Source organism: Mycobacterium kansasii ATCC 12478 (assembly GCF_000157895.3).
In the GTDB taxonomy this organism is placed as follows: Bacteria; Actinomycetota; Actinomycetes; order Mycobacteriales; family Mycobacteriaceae; genus Mycobacterium; species Mycobacterium kansasii.
Genome location: NC_022663.1, coordinates 3,561,238 through 3,574,836, shown reverse-complemented (window position 1 = coordinate 3,574,836; position 13,599 = coordinate 3,561,238). Strand labels below are relative to the sequence as shown.

At 71.5% G+C, this 13,599-nt stretch carries 10 protein-coding genes and 2 pseudogenes; 7 read left to right on the top strand and 5 right to left on the bottom strand.

All coding sequences use genetic code 11. The features are described from left to right. Positions 1-62: 62 nt before the first annotated feature. The 3 genes and pseudogenes from MKAN_RS15600 (at position 63) to mymT (ending at position 4,752) form a co-directional block, all read left to right on the top strand. The gene (locus tag MKAN_RS15600; protein ID WP_023369631.1) at positions 63-3,407 is read left to right on the top strand and encodes a PE family protein; all 3,345 of its coding nucleotides are present in this window, start codon (positions 63-65) and stop codon (positions 3,405-3,407) included. Between the two features lie 51 nt (positions 3,408-3,458). Beyond that, positions 3,459-4,446 (top strand): annotated as a pseudogene (locus tag MKAN_RS15595) (nitronate monooxygenase). 144 nt (positions 4,447-4,590) lie between these two features. Continuing rightward, entirely contained in the window at positions 4,591-4,752 is a 162-nt protein-coding gene (gene mymT, locus MKAN_RS15590) for a copper-binding metallothionein MymT (RefSeq protein WP_023369625.1), read from the top strand. 38 nt (positions 4,753-4,790) lie between these two features. On the opposite strand, the gene MKAN_RS15585 is transcribed toward mymT, so the two are convergent. The 4 genes from MKAN_RS15585 to MKAN_RS15570 are packed head-to-tail and all read right to left on the bottom strand — an operon-like array spanning position 4,791 to position 9,040. Further along, positions 4,791-6,860 (bottom strand): beta-glucosidase, encoded by a 2,070-nt coding sequence (locus tag MKAN_RS15585; RefSeq protein ID WP_036395934.1) that lies wholly within the window; start codon positions 6,858-6,860, stop codon positions 4,791-4,793. A gap of 35 nt (positions 6,861-6,895) precedes the next feature. Continuing rightward, a complete protein-coding gene (locus MKAN_RS15580) occupies positions 6,896-7,417 on the bottom strand; it encodes a TIGR04338 family metallohydrolase (protein ID WP_023369621.1) in 522 nt (173 codons plus the stop codon). After that, entirely contained in the window at positions 7,414-8,163 is a 750-nt protein-coding gene (locus MKAN_RS15575) for a DUF2786 domain-containing protein (protein WP_023369619.1), read from the bottom strand. Before MKAN_RS15575 ends, MKAN_RS15580 begins: the two co-directional genes overlap by 4 nt. 37 nt (positions 8,164-8,200) lie before the next feature. After that, positions 8,201-9,040, bottom strand: coding sequence for an alpha/beta hydrolase (locus tag MKAN_RS15570; protein WP_023369617.1), 840 nt, complete (start codon positions 9,038-9,040; stop codon positions 8,201-8,203). Between the two features lie 82 nt (positions 9,041-9,122). Here MKAN_RS15570 and MKAN_RS15565 point away from each other — a divergent pair, with 82 nt between their 5' ends. Further along, positions 9,123-10,103 (top strand): sigma-70 family RNA polymerase sigma factor, encoded by a 981-nt coding sequence (locus MKAN_RS15565; RefSeq protein WP_023369615.1) that lies wholly within the window; start codon positions 9,123-9,125, stop codon positions 10,101-10,103. Positions 10,104-10,113: 10 nt separating this feature from the next. Next, a complete protein-coding gene (locus MKAN_RS30545; protein WP_023369613.1) occupies positions 10,114-10,260 on the top strand; it encodes a hypothetical protein in 147 nt (48 codons plus the stop codon). 79 nt (positions 10,261-10,339) lie between these two features. Here MKAN_RS30545 and MKAN_RS15560 read toward each other — a convergent pair. Next, positions 10,340-11,098 (bottom strand): annotated as a pseudogene (locus MKAN_RS15560) (PE family protein); the annotation flags it as partial. Positions 11,099-11,414: 316 nt separating this feature from the next. Here MKAN_RS15560 and MKAN_RS15555 point away from each other — a divergent pair. Together MKAN_RS15555 and MKAN_RS15550 are read left to right on the top strand one after the other, a co-directional pair. After that, the gene (locus MKAN_RS15555; RefSeq protein ID WP_036395938.1) at positions 11,415-12,143 is read left to right on the top strand and encodes a pirin family protein; all 729 of its coding nucleotides are present in this window, start codon (positions 11,415-11,417) and stop codon (positions 12,141-12,143) included. Positions 12,144-12,190: 47 nt separating this feature from the next. Continuing rightward, positions 12,191-13,573: a YhgE/Pip domain-containing protein gene (locus MKAN_RS15550; protein ID WP_023369607.1), complete on the top strand. Its 1,383-nt coding sequence runs from the start codon at positions 12,191-12,193 to the stop codon at positions 13,571-13,573. Positions 13,574-13,599: the final 26 nt, after the last annotated feature.

Here is a 13,599-nt window from a genome sequence, read left to right as displayed (position 1 = left end):
CGGGCAATCCATCGCTTCGCGAATGCCGGGCGATGGTTTTCGTGAGTACAGCGAGGTGCCCGATGACGTATGTCCTGGTCTCACCGGAAATCATGGCCTCGGTGGCCGCCGATGTGCACGGTATCGGCGCGTTGCTGGCCAACGGGAATGCGGCGGCGGCCGCCACGACGACGAATGTGGCCAGCGCTGCGGCTGACGAGGTATCGACCGCCATCGCGACGTTGTTTTCCCAGTACGCGAAGAACTACCAGGTAGTGGCCGGGCAGGCGGCGGCATTCCACGACCAGTTCACCAACACCCTGCTGGCGGGCGCGAATTCGTACGTTTCCGCCGAAGCCGCCACCGTGGCAGACGTCCTGCTGGGAGTGGTCAACGCGCCCACCCAGGCGCTGCTGGGTCGCCCGCTGATCGGCAACGGCGCCAACGGGACCACCGTCAACGGCGTGGGAACCCCCGGCGGGCCCGGCGGACTCCTGTACGGCAACGGCGGCAACGGCGGGGCGAGCACCAACCTGGGAGCAGTCGGCGGCGCCGGTGGATCCGCCGGCTTGATCGGCAACGGCGGCATCGGCGGCCAAGGCGGACCCGGCGGGACGGGCGGCGCCGGCGGCGGCGCCGGGTTCCTGTTCGGCACGGGCGGGACGGGTGGCGCCGGCGGCGCAGGTATCACCGGTTTGATCGGTGCCGCAGGCGGTGTGGGCGGCGACGGTGGGGCCGGTGGCACCGCGGGGTTGTTCGGTCAAGGTGGGGCCGGCGGGATCGGCGGAGCCGGCGGGATCGGCGGGACAGGTTCGGCTACCCAGGACGGCGGAATCGGCGGGACGGGTGGTCACGGCGGCATCGGCGGCAGCGCCGGGCTGTTCGGCCACGGGGGTGGCGGCGGTTCCGGCGGCACCGGTGGTGGCGGCGGTGTGGGCGCGGCCGGCCAGCCGGGCGGTGGTCTCGCCGCCAACGGCGGCTACGGCGGTCATGGCGGCAGCGGCGGGGACGCCGGCGCCGGCGGCAACGCCGGCGCTCTCGGCATCAATGGCAGTGGCGGGCAGGGCGGCAATGGCGGGGTCGGCGGCGCCGGCGGCGCCGGTGCGGCAGACAACGGTGGCGGTGCCGGCGCGGGCGGCTTCGCCGGCAACGGTGGCAACGCCGGCGCGGGCGGGGCCGCCGGCGTCGGCGGGTACGGCGGCTCGGCCGGCGGCTACGGCAATGGCGGTGCGGGCGGCATCGGGGGCGCCGGTGGGGCCGGGGCCAGCGCCGTGGCCGGCACCGGCGGCAACGGCACCAACGGCGGGGCCGGCGGTCAGGGCGGGTCCGGCGGCGACACCGGCCCCGGCGGCAGCAATGGCGACGGCGGCGACGGCGGCGTCGGCGGAGCCGGTGGCGAGGGCGGCAGTGGCGCCGCCGACACCGGCTCCGGTGCCGGCAACGGCGGCAACGGCGGTAAAGGCGGCACCGGCGGCGTCGCCGGTATCGCCGGCAAGGGCGGCACCGGCGGCAGCGGCGGCATCGGCGGCACCGGGGGCGCCGGCGGCGCCGGCGGCAGCGGCGCCGACGGCAAGATCGGCTCCGGTCACATGGGCGGTGCCGGCGGCTACGGCGGTGACGCCGGCAACGGCGGCAACAGTCTGCCCGGCGGCACCAACGGCGCCGGCGGCGCCGGCGGTACCGGCGGCGCGGGCGGTGACGGCGGCAGCGGCACCCCCGACACCGGCAGCGGCGGCGGCAACGGCGGCTACGGCGGCGACGGCGGCATGGGCGGTGCAGGCGGCTGGCCGGGGCACGGCAACGGCGTCGCCGGTATCGCCGGCCTCGGGGGCACCGGCGGCGCCGGCGGGGCGGGCGGCACCGGCGCTGACGCCATCTCAGGGTCCGGCAACTACGGCGGCTACGGCGGTGACGGCGGCTACGGCGGCGACGGCGGTTACGGCGGCAACGGCGAAACCGGACCGGGTGGCATCGGCGGGACCGGCGGGACCGGCGGCAAGGCCGGTGCCGGTGGCCTGTCCGGCGCTGGGGTGCCCAACAGCTGGGGCACCGGCGGCACCGGCGGCAGCGGTGGCGGTGGCGGCTTCGGCGGCGCCGGCAGACTCGAGCAGCCTGGCGCCGCTGGCGGCTCCGGCGGCACCGGCGGCACCGGCGGCGACAGCGGCCCCGGCGGAACCGCCGGCAACGGCGGCGTGGGCGGCGTCGGCGGCGGTGGCGGCTACGGCGGCCCGGGCGACTACCAGGAAACGGGCTTCGCGGGCGGGCCCGGCGGCACCGGCGGCACCGGCGGCAACCCGGGCACCGGCGGAAATCCGGGTCTCGGCGGCAACGGCGGCACCGGCGGCGTCGGCGGTGGCGGCGGCTACGGCGGCACCGGCCGCGAATCGGCCGGCGCCATGGGCGGCATCGGCGGCACCGGCGGCACCGGCGGCGCCCCAGGGCCTGGCGGCATCGGCGGCAACGGCGGCGACGGCGGTATCGGTGGTCCGGGCGGCTACGGCGACACCGGCATCGGAACGCCGGGCTACGCCGGCGGCACCGGCGGCACCGGCGGCACCGGCGGCGCCCCCGGTCCCGGTGGCAGTGCCGCCGGCAATGGGGGGCAGGGCGGCATCGGCGGCACCGGCGGCTACGGCGGCAGCGGCAACGAAACAGCCGGGTACGCCGGCGGTGCCGGCGGCCAGGGCGGTGTCGGGGGCACCGGCGGCGCGGCCGGTGTCGGCGCCGCCAACGGCAACGGCGGCGGCGGTGGCGAAGGCGGCCAGGGCGGCAAGGGTGGTTACGGCGGCTACAGCGGCAGCACCTACGCCGGCGCGGCCGGCGGCTTGGGAGGCAACGGCGGCAGCGGCGGCGGCGGCGGCCAACCCGGAACCGGCGCGGGTAGCGCCGGCACCGTGGGCGGTGCCGGCGTCGGCGGCGAAGGCGGGCTCGGCGGCACCGGCGGCACCGGCTACTACAGCGGCAATGCCGGCCCCGGAGGTCAAGGCGGCCAAGGCGGCAGCGGCGCTGCCGGTGCGCCCGGCCAGGCAGGCGGCGCCGGCGGTGCCGGCGGTTCCGGCGGCACCGGCGGGACCGCGTCGGGCAGCGGCAACGGCGGCACCGGCGGCCAGGGTGGCACCGGCGGATCCGGTGGCACCGGCGGCAGCGGCGCCACGCCCGGCCAGGCCGGTGGCGGCGGCGGAATGGGTGGGGTCGGCGGGACCGGCGGAACCGGCGGCAAGGCCTCCGGCGGCGGCAACGGCGGCGACGGCGGCGACGGCGGCGACGGTGGCGTCGGCGGCGACGGCGGCAATGGTGACGGCGCCGCCGGCGGCACCGGCGGAACCGGCGGCGGCGGTGGCCACGGCGGCCACGGCACCCCACCGGGCGGTACCGACGGCGGCCCGGGCAACATCGGTGCGGACGGGCTCGACGGCCACACCATCTAACAGCGGCCCGACCGTCACGGCGAGGCAAGGGGGATGGTCCGATGGTTTCCGATGGTTGATGTTCTCGACCGGCTGCGGCTCGACGTTCCGGTCGCCCAGGCGGGCATGGGGGGCGGCATCGCTGGTGCAACGTTGGCGGCTGCGGTCGCCAATGCAGGCGGTCTGGGCACTCTCGGTCTGGTCACCGCTCGCCAGTTGCGCACTGCCATCGATCAGGTGCGGGCCGGGGCTCCGGGCCGAGCCGTCGCGGTCAACCTGTTGCTTCCCTTCCTGCACCGTGGTCATGTCGACGTGTGTGTCCGCGCGGGGGTCGACGTCGTCGTTTTGGCCTTCGGCGAGAAGCAGGGGCTCATCGCACATCTACGCGACGCCGGCATCGTCGTCTTCGTGATGGTCGGCACCCGGAATCAGGCGCTGCGGGCGGTCGGCGGCGGCGCCGACGGGTTGATCGCCCAGGGCCGTGAAGCCGGCGGACACCTCGTCGGGACCATGCCGGCACTGGACTTCCTCCCGCAGGCTCTTGCGGTGGCCGGGCCGCGGCCGGTGTTTCTCGCCGGGGGCATCGCGGACCGCGCCGACACCAGCGCGGCCCTGGCGGCAGGCGCCAGCGGCGTGATCGCCGGAACGCGATTCCTGATGACGCGCGAGGCGAACGCCAACCGCGCGTACCAACGCCGGATCATCAGCGCCGAACAAGACGGTGGAGACGAACCTGTTCGGCTTCAGCTGGCCGCTGCGACACCGCGTCCTACCCAACGACGCCACCCGGCGATGGTGCCGCGCCGATGGGATGGCCAAGGCGGTGCCGGCGGTATTCAACGCCGTGAGCGGCCCGCTTTCGGTACTGGGGTACTTCGAGGCCGGTCCCCTGCTGCGGTTGCAGTCGCCGGGCCGTCCGCTGTTCACACCGCTGCCGCCGGTCGCGGGGACGCCCGAATCCTGGGTGGAGCGGGCGGCACTGTATGCCGGTGAGACTGCGCTGCGCATCGGCGAGATCACCTCGGCCGAGCAGGCGGTCAGGGACCTCACTCCCGAATAGCCCCTGACGGCGTTAGCGGACGGCCGCGATGGCGAATCCGTCCGGCTCGGTCCGATCAAATTCCCCATTCCGGGTGTTTACCAGATACCCGTATGGGGTATAGAGTGATTGTGGTCATCCTGGGACGGCAGTCCCCCGATCCGAATGAAGGTGATATTCATGGCGACCCATGAGGCTGGAACCGAGTTGACCTGCGGCCACGAGGGCTGCGGCTGTCGTGTCCGCATCGAGGTCCCCTGCCACTGCTCCGGCGCGGGCGAGCCTTACCGCTGCACCTGTGGCGACGAATTGGTCCCGGTCCAGTAAGCGGGCAGCCGGTCGTGCGTTCGGATCGACCATCGCACTCATCGCCCGAACGCACGACCGGCCAACTCGACCTCGGCCGCCAGCGTCAGCGCCACCGCTGAAGCGCCCACCGCGACCGCGTAGCGACCCGCCGTGATGCGCCAGCACCCGGCCCGGCCGTCATAGCCGCCCAGCAGTCGCGGGTCCGCTGCGATGCTCACCCGGACGACCTGGCCCGGCTCCAGATCGACTCGCTGGAAACCCAGTAGGCGCAACCGCTGCGCGCCCGGAACGGTGGTCAGATACAGCTGCGCGATGTCCGACCCGTAGCGGTCACCGGTGTTGACGACGCTGAAACTGGCGGTCACGGTGTCGCCGCCGGTCACCGCCAGGTCGCGATACTCGAAGCTGGTGTAGGACAAACCGTGACCGAAGGCGAACATCGGGGCCTGCCCGGTCCGGGCGAACCAGCGATATCCGACATCCGCGCCTTCGTGGTAGTCGATGGTGGTCGGTGTCCCCGGCGCCGCATCGGGCAGCTTCGGGCGCGGTGTCTGGCCGAGATCGGCCGGAAACGTGATCGGCAGCCGGCCCGACGGATTCACCTGTCCGGCAAGGACTTCCGCGATGGCCGTAGCGCCCGCCTGGCCCGGATACCACGCCTGCACGATGGCGTTCACGCGGTCCCGCCAGGGCATGGCCACCGGGTTGCCGGTCTCGAGCACCACGACGGTGTTCGGATTGGCGGCCGCGACCGCCGAGATCACCGCGTCCTGGCCCCACGGCAGCGACAGGTCGGCGCTGTCGAAGCCCTCCCCTTCGGGTCGGATCGCGAACACGATCGCGACCTCGGCGCGGCGCGCCGCCATCACCGCCTCCACCGGGCTGATGCCGGGATCGAAATCGATCGGCACGCCCGGGAATTGCCGTCTCAGTTCGTCGAGCGGGCTCGGCGGCACCAGGTAGAGATTGCGTAAGCCGGCCTGCAGGCCGGACCCGCCGATCGGGATCACGCTCGCGTAGCCGCCCGGCGGCACGACGGTGCTGGAGCCGTAGCCGGCCGCCACCCCGACCTGTGCGTAGCCGCCGATGACGGCGATGCGAACGCCCGAACCGAGGGTCAACGGCAACAGCCCCCGGTTCTGCAGCAGCACAATGCCCTGGCGGGCGACCTGAAGGGCAATCGCGTTGTGCGCCTGCATATCCGGTGCGGGCACGGGTTTCCACCGGTCGATTCCGACAGCGAACATCGAGCGCAGGATCCGCCGGACCATGTCCGACAACCTTTCCTTGGGCAGCAGGCCCCCGGAGTAGGCGGCACGCAGTCGGTCGCCGAATGCCTCCGCCCCCCACAGCACGGCATCGATCTGCGCGCCGCACTCCTGGTCCAGACCGGCCAGCGCGCACTCCCAGCCCGGTGTCCCGCCCCAATCCGACATCACCCAGCCGCGGTATCCCCAGGCGGCCTTCAGCACATCGTTGAGCAGGACGGCGTTCGCGGCGGCGTAGTCGCCGTTGACCTTGTTGTAGGCCGTCATCACCGCGCCGGGCTGGGCCCGCTCGATGGCGATCTCGAAGGCCAGCAAGTCCGATTCGCGGTGCGCGTCGGGATCGATGACGGCGTCCAGCCAGTGCCGGTTGGTTTCATTGCAGTTCAGCGAATAGTGCTTGGTCGTCGAGATGACACCCTGCCGCTGGATGCCGATGATCTGCTCCGCGGCCATGGCCGCGCTCAACAGCGGGTCCTCGGAGAGGTACTCGAAGTTGCGGCCGTTGCGCGGGTCACGCGTCAGGTTGATGGCGCCGGCCAACTGGACGTTGAACCCGCGGCTGCGGGCCTGCCGCCCGATCACCTCGCCGGTGGCCCGGGCCAGTGCGGGGTCGAATCCGGCGGCCAGCGCCAGCCCGGCGGGCAGCGCCGTGGCCGAATCGCCGGGGCGGTAGCCGGGATTGGTGACACCGAGTCCGGCGTCGCTCATCCGCAGCGCCGGAACCCCCAGCCGCGGAATGCCGGGCACATAGCCGGCGCTCATCGAAACGTCGGGCGGGATGCGCTCATCGCGCAGCGGCCACCAGTCCCCGGCGCCCATGACCCCGACCAGCAGGGCGAAGCGTTCGTCGTCGGTCATTTGGGACTCGATCTCGCGGGCCCGGGCGTCGGGGTCTAGTCCGTCCACCGCACACCCTCTTTCGCGTAGACAACCCGCAGAATGTGGCCAGCCTCGGCTCCCATCACCAACTCGGCCAGCTCACACATCGTCGCCACGAATTGCGGCCCGTGCGGCGGCGGCACCCGGCACAGGTGATGGGCGACTTCATGGAGCACGACCAGCTCGCGCATCGCCCAGCCGGCGGTGTCGCGGTCCGGCACGGCGATAGTGCCTGCGCCGTCACGGTTTTCGTAGTGCGCCGCGGTGGCCGCCCGCCGGGCGCGCACCCGTAGCGGCGACACCGACGACCAGTTCCGGCGCACCGCCGGCAGGGCCAGCACGTCGTCGACGTAGCGCTGCACCGACGCCACCGAGGCGAAGCGTCCCTCGGGCGGCAGCGTCAACTGGGTCCCGAAGAAGTCCACTCCGGGTGACCCGTGCTCGACGGCACGGTCGAACAGGGTGCGGACGAACTCCTCGGCCGCATAAACCCTGGCCCGCTGGGAGTCGCGGCCCGAGGAATCCGCCCGGGTCACCGGTCCAGGGCGGTGCGCGCGCCGGGCAACTCGGGGCTCTGGCCGAGCCGCGCCTGGCGCCCGGCCCGGTCACCGGCGCGGCGCGCCGCCGACGAATATCCGGCCGAGGCCCGGTGGGCCTGCCAGGTGCCGCGCGCCCGGGACGCGCCGCGGTAGTAGTCGCGCAACTCGACCTCCTTGTCCCGCAACGCGATAGCGGTGCGCGGTGCTCGGCCGCGGTCCGCGGTGACTTCGCGTCTGGCCTGCTCGCGGGCCTCGGCCAAACGCTGGCCAACTCGGGCCCCGAACGCGAGCTGGAAGTTCAGCCGGGCCGTGATGGTCGGCGTGGGCCGGTGGGCACCGGAGGCCAGGTAGGCATCGGACGCCCGGACCATCTGAACCACCAGGCTGGCGTACAGCGCGTGGGTCGCGTCGATGTCCTCAGGAAACCCGTAGGCATAGAGGAACGTCGAATTCGACGCGACGTCGCAGCGTACGTCGTTGGCCGCGGCGATCAGCACGAACAGCTGCACATAGGTTCGCAGCCCCCGGACGCCGGCGGTTCCGATCGTGATGGTGCGCTGGGTCGGCGATTGCGCGGCCGAACGGGTAGCCGAGTGGGACCGCGCCACCGCCAGGTCGATGGACGCCGCCGTGGCCAGCCGCTGCGCGGCGGCCATGAACGCGTCGGCTTCGTGGGGATTGTCGGTGCCTTCGGCCTGACGCAGCAGGGCGGCGATGCGGGCCAGCATCTTGTCGTCGGTCATGGCGGCCAAACTACTGCAGCGGTACGACAATTCGGTTTCAGAGGCGTTTGGTGATCCAGCCGACCACGTCGTCGAGCACCTGGTTGCGCTCCGGCTCGTTGAAGACCTCGTGGTAGAGCCCGGGATACTCCTTCAGCTCGACATCGCCGGATCCCACACATTCCACCAGGCGCCGGCTGCCCTCGATCGGGATAAGCCGGTCACCCGTGCCGTGCACCACCAACAGCGGCGCCGTCAGCGCCGGTGCCCGCCGCGGCATGGTCTCGCCGACCTGCAGCAGCGCCCGGCCGATCCCGGCCGGCACCCGGCCGTGGTACACCCGCGGATCGTTCTGGTAGTCCGCCACCACCTGCGGGTCGCGGGATATGGCGGTGAAGTCGAGTTCCTGGACCGGCAGACCCGGCAGCACGACGCCGAGAACCTTCGCGGCCAGCGCCACCACCGGCGACACCAGATCCTGGGCCGCCACCGCCGGGGCCGACAGCACCATCAGGTCGTAATTGTCCGGGCGTTCCACGCCATAGGCGAACACGATCCCGCCGCCCATGCTGTGCCCGAGCACGATGCACTTCAATCCGGGGTTTTCCCGGGTCGCGATGCGCACCAGGGTGTCGAAGTCGGCGGTGTATTCGGAGATGTCGCGCACCAGCACCCGCTTGCCGCCCGAGCGGCCGTGTCCGCGATGGTCGAGCGCGTAGGTAACCAGACCGGCCTCACCGAACCGCTGCGCGACGTGGTCGTAGCGGCGGGCATGCTCGCCCAGACCGTGAGCCAGCACAACCACGGCATTAGGCGCGGTGTCGGGCGTCCAGACGTCGTAGACGATGTCCACACCGCCGACGCCGGCGAAGTTCCGTTCAGTGCGCGTCGCATTCATTACGGGCAGCTTACGGCCTGCACAGCGGCTCCCGGGCGGGGCTGGGCGGGGTGTGTCATAGGCGCTGCGTAGGCTCGTCGGGGTGGGCCTGCTAGCACAGGACAATGACCTCGGCGGTGATTTCTCCGCCCGTGCCGAACCCTACCGGCGCGAACTGCTGGCGCACTGCTACCGGATGACCGGATCGTTACACGACGCCGAGGATCTGGTGCAGGAAACGCTGCTGCGTGCCTGGAAAGCGTATGACCGGTTCGAAGGCAAGTCGTCGATACGGACCTGGCTGCATCGGATCGCCACCAACACCTGCCTGAGCGCCCTGGAAGGCCGGCAACGCCGGCCGCTGCCGACCGGACTGGGAACGTCCAGTGCGGATCCGACGGCGGAGCTGGTCGAGCGCGGTGAGGTGCCCTGGCTGGAGCCGCTGCCGGAACCGACGGATGATCCGGCGGATCCGTCGGTCATCGTCGGATCGCGCGAATCGGTCCGCTTGGCCTTTGTGGCCGCGCTGCAGCATCTGTCGCCCCGGCAACGTGCGGTGCTGTTGTTGCGCGACGTGCTGCAGTGGAAGTCGGCCGAAGTGGCCGAGGCGATCGGCACCACCACCGTCGCCGTCAACAGCCTGCTGCAGCGGGCCCGGTCCCAGCTGGAGACCGTGCGCCCCAGCGCCGAAGACCGGTTGAGCGCGCCGGATTCGCCGCAGGCCCAGGACTTGCTGGCCCGCTACATCGCCGCGTTCGAGACCTACGACATCGACCGGCTGGTGGAGCTGTTCACCGCCGAGGCGATCTGGGAGATGCCACCCTACGTCGGCTGGTACCGCGGCGCGCAGGACATCATCACGCTCATTCACCAGCAATGTCCCGCCGAATCGCCCGGCGATATGCGCATGCTCCCGTTGGTGGCCAACGGCCAGCCCGCCGCGGCCATGTACATGCGCGCGGGTCAGCGGCATGTGCCGTTCCAGTTGCACGTGCTCGACATGGTCGACGGCCGGGTGTCGCACGTGGTGGCCTTCCTCGACGGCTCACTGTTCCCGAAGTTCGGTCTGCCACCGTCGCTGTAATGGCGCTGTGATGACCGTCGTTTCGCCCGTCCCCGGCAAGCCGCTGCTGCTGTTGGGCGCCCTCGACATCGGCGGCGTGGGTTACGTCGCCGAGGAATTCTCAGGCCTGGGGGATGACGTGCCCTGCCGTAATTTGGCGGCTTGGCGGACGACGTAGTCAGTACGCGGGCCCGATCTGCCGGAACATTGCGCGCATTATCGACGGCACTTCATCGCGCTGCCCATGGCTATGTTGGCTATGGGAGCCCATTCATCCCGTTATGACCGAACGGTCCGGCGCTACCGCCTTTGCCACCCGGCTTACCCCCCGTACCGTTGCCCCCGTCACCGCCATTGCCGATGAAAATGGCGTTGCCGCCGTCACCGCCGTTGGCTCCGACACCGAAACCGCCGGTCGCACCAGCGTTGCCGCCGCGACCGCCGTCGCCGATGAACAGGCCGCCGCGGCCACCGGCACCGCCCATGCCGGCGGTGCCGCCACCCTCGCTGGCACCGCCGGCCCCGCCGGCTCCGCCATTGCCGAACAACCTCGCGGCGCCACCCGCACCGCCCATACCGCTGGTCCCGTCACCCACCAGACCGGCTCCGGCTTGGCCACCGCTGCCGCCCGCACCACCATTGCCCCACAGTCCACCCCTCCCGCCGGTGCCACCATCGCCGCCGTCACCCCCGGTATTGGCCGACGAGAGCCCGCCTGCCCCACCGTGCCCACCCTGTCCGCCGGCGCCACCGCTCCCGAACAGGTGGCCGGCTCCGCCGATCCCACCGACGCCACCTTTGCCCGCGGTGCTTCCGGGCACAGCTGCAGCGGCTCCGCCGTCTCCTCCTGGTCCGCCAGCCCCACCGTCGCCGAAGAGCCCCGCGGCGCCGCCGGCTCCGCCCATGCCGCCGTCGCCGGCGACGCTGTTGGGCACCGCGGCGCCCACCCCACCCATTCCTCCGCGTCCGCCGGCTCCGCCGTTGCCGAACAGCCCGGCGGCGCCGCCGGCGCCGCCCACCCTGGTAGCGTCTGGTGGCTTTTCACGAACGTCTTGCCGGGCTTGCTCAGCCGATGATGTGCGGCGGCGGACGGCGCAAAACCCGCCCCGGCAATCAGTGCAAGGTTCAGCTCCGCTCGCTGGGCGCCGGACCACGGTCAGCACCAGGCGAAGGCGGCAGGGCGAGCTAATTCATCAGCCGGACAACAAGATTCGTGAGTGGCCGCGGGGGCGGCTAACCGATGCACCCGGGCGCCCCGCGCCCGCATTCGCGCCGCCGCAGCGGATGCCCTGCCGCGCATGCAGCGACGGCCGAGCCGCTACTGTGGAGACCATGCCTGCCACCGTGGAGATTCGGCGAGCCGCCGAGCGGGCCGTCACCACAACCGACTGGTTGGAATCCAGACACTGCTTCTCGTTCGGCGATCACTACGACCCGGACAACACCCACCACGGGCTGCTGCTGGTCAGCAACGACGACATCGTGCAACCCGGGACCGGATTCGCCACCCACCCGCACCGCGATATGGAAATCGTCACCTGGGTGCTGAAAGGTGAACTGACCCACCGGGACTCGACGGGCACCCACGGCGTGATCTACCCCGGCCTGGCCCAGCGCATGTCGGCGGGCAGCGGTATCCGGCATTCGGAAACGAACGAATCGGCCACGCGTCCAGTGCATTTCGTTCAAATGTGGATAGTGCCCGACCAGACCGGCATCGCCCCGAGCTACCAGCAGCATGATATCGGCGATGACCTGTCCAACGGCGCTCTGGTCACCATCGCCTCGGGCATCAACGGCCACGACGATGCCGCGATCACGCTGCACAACCGCAGCGCGGCCCTGCACGCGGCGCGGTTGCGGCCCGGCGACATGGTCGACGTCCCCGCGGCGCCTTACCTGCATCTGTTTGTCACCCGCGGCCGGATTGACCTGGACGGGGCCGGCGAACTGGCCGAAGGGGATGCGGTCCGCTGCACCGACACCGGGGCGCGGCGGCTCACCGCCAACTGCCCCGCGGAGGTCCTGGTGTGGGAGATGCACGCAAACCTGGGGTCCTGAGCCCGCTCTGACACCACATAGAGTGGGCTCGACAGACAGGAGCCCACATGTCTCAATCGCATCCGCGTCATGCCGCACCGAACCCCAAGCGCAGTATCAAGTCGGTTCGGACCGTGCGGTTCTGGGCGGCACCGATACTCATCACACTGGCCCTCATGTCGGCGCTGGCGGCCCTGTACCTGGGCGGAATCCTGAACCCGGCGACCAACCTGCGCCACTTCCCCATCGCGGTGGTCAACCAGGACGCCGGACCCACCGGCAAGCAGATTGTCGAGGGTCTGGTGGCCGGACTGGACAAGGACAAGTACGACCTGCGCGTCGTCTCCCACGACGAGGCCAAGCGGCTCCTGGACCGGGCTGAGGTCTACGGTTCGGCCGTCATTCCGCCGACTTTTTCCTCGGCGCTGCGAGATTATGCGATGAGCGCCGTGCAGCCGACCCACGCGGACCGGCCCACGATTACCATCTCGACCAATCCGCGTGCGGGCACGCTGGGCTCGAGCATCGCCGCACAGACGTTGACCCAGGCGATGGCCGTGGTGAATTCCAAAGTCGGGCAACGCCTTACCGCCGACGTTGCGGCGCAGACCGGCGGTGCGCCGCTGGCCGGCGCCGCCGCGCTCGGGCTGACCAATCCGATCGACGTCAAATCCACGGTCTACAACCCGCTGCCCAACGGAACCGGTAATGGACTGTCGGCCTTCTACTATGCGCTGTTGCTGCTGCTGGCCGGATTCACCGGCAGCATCGTGGTGAGCACACTGGTGGACTCGATGCTCGGTTACGTACCAGCCGAATTCGGCCCGGTGTATCGCTTCGGTGAGCAGGTCCGCATCTCGCGGTTCCGCACCCTGCTGCTCAAGTGGGGATTGATGACAGTGCTGGCCTTGCTCACGTCGGCGGTGTACCTGGCGATTGCCCATGGCCTGGGCATGCCCGTTTCCCTCGGCTGGCAATTGTGGCTGTACGGAGTGTTCGCGATCATCGCGGTAGGCGTCACGTCCAGCTCGTTGATCGCGGTGCTGGGATCGATGGGCTTACTGGTGAGCATGTTGATCTTCGTCATTTTCGGGTTGCCGTCGGCGGGCGCCACGGTTCCCCTCGAGGCGGTCCCGCCGTTCTTCCGCTGGCTGGCCACCTTCGAGCCGATGCACCAAGTGTTCCTGGGGGTAAGGTCGCTGCTCTACCTCGACGGTCACGCCGACGCCGGGCTGTCCCATGCCTTGGCGATGACGTCCATCGGTCTGGTCATCGGCCTGCTGTTGGGGGGCATCATCACCCACCTGTACGACCGCAAGGGGTTCCACCGGATACCCGGGGCGGTCGAGTTGGCCATTGCGGCCGAGCACCAAGCGCAGCACCAGGCAAGGGAACGAGCCCGCGCCGGCGCGGTCGAAGGCACAAGCGAAAATCCAAGCGAGCAAACGTGATTCGAGTGCGGCACAATCGTCACATC